The 1204-nt window shown below is 44.0% G+C and carries 2 tRNA genes and 2 rRNA genes; all 4 read right to left on the bottom strand.

From position 1 onward, the window contains the following. A 23S ribosomal RNA gene (locus tag A9260_RS17045) occupies positions 1-155 on the bottom strand; the annotation flags it as partial. Positions 156-489: 334 nt separating this feature from the next. Beyond that, positions 490-565: transfer RNA gene (locus A9260_RS12555), tRNA-Ala, on the bottom strand. A gap of 108 nt (positions 566-673) precedes the next feature. After that, a tRNA-Ile gene (locus A9260_RS12550) sits at positions 674-750 on the bottom strand. 207 nt (positions 751-957) lie between these two features. Further along, a 16S ribosomal RNA gene (locus A9260_RS12545) occupies positions 958-1204 on the bottom strand; the annotation flags it as partial.

The raw sequence follows: 1204 nt of genomic DNA, 5'->3' as shown, positions 1-1204 counted from the left end.
CATAACGATACGTGCTTATGCACGTGGGTTTCCCCATTCAGAAATCCCAGACTCAAATGGTTATTACTACCTAATCTGGGCTTATCGCAAGTTATTACGTCTTTCATCGCCTCTGACTGCCAAGGCATCCACCGTGTACGCTTAGTCACTTAACCATACAACCCCAAAGGGTCTTGCTTAACGCAATACGTTTGCTACAACGTAGTATGACGTTTCCAAGGTGCGYTATCTCTTTATTATGAGCGAGATARCATTCGATTTTGCCGGACTCAAATTTGAATAACATCAGGCAATGATGTTATTCCCAAGAACACTTGAATGTGTGTTGGTACCTAAATCTTAAAGACTTAGGATTTGAGAACTTTTAAATTTGAACAATAATGAAATCACATTATTGTTCGTCAGCTTTCCAAATTGTTAAAGAGCAAGTTTGTTTCCGAAAACGGAAAAAACCATTTTTAAAGATTCTTGTGAAAGAACACTTAAAGATGGTGGAGCTATGCGGGATCGAACCGCAGACCTCCTGCGTGCAAGGCAGGCGCTCTCCCAGCTGAGCTATAGCCCCATCTGTGTCAAGAAAAATCAAATAAGTTATCTTTTTGAGAGCAAGGCAACTAGTAAGGCCGCATACATTAGTATGCAACGCGCTAGTTAACGCGGCTATCAGAAAGATTGGTGGGTCTGAGTGGACTTGAACCACCGACCTCCCGCTTATCAGGCGAGCGCTCTAACCAGCTGAGCTACAGACCCATTTCTGCTGCACATTTTTTCTTATTTCTGCGTCAGGACTGCACTCTTCAGTCAGTCACATACTCATGTATGCTCCTTCCTTCATCGCTTGCCTTCCTTGAACTAAGAAAAACTGCTTTGCATAAATAACTCAATATTATTGATTTATCTTTCTCTTTTCTAAACCTAATCAATCTGTGTGGACACTCATCGTGAATAATCATCGTATAAGGAGGTGATCCAGCCCCAGGTTCCCCTAGGGCTACCTTGTTACGACTTCACCCCAGTCATGAACCACAAAGTGGTGAGCGTCCTCCCCGAAAGGTTAAACTACCCACTTCTTTTGCAGCCCACTCCCATGGTGTGACGGGCGGTGTGTACAAGGCCCGGGAACGTATTCACCGTGACATTCTGATTCACGATTACTAGCGATTCCGACTTCATGGAGTCGAGTTGCAGACTCCAATCCGGACTA

The sequence above is a fragment of the Vibrio sp. UCD-FRSSP16_30 genome (assembly GCF_001676025.1).
In the GTDB taxonomy this organism is placed as follows: domain Bacteria; phylum Pseudomonadota; class Gammaproteobacteria; order Enterobacterales; family Vibrionaceae; genus Vibrio.
This window is presented reverse-complemented; position numbering and strand designations above follow the sequence as displayed.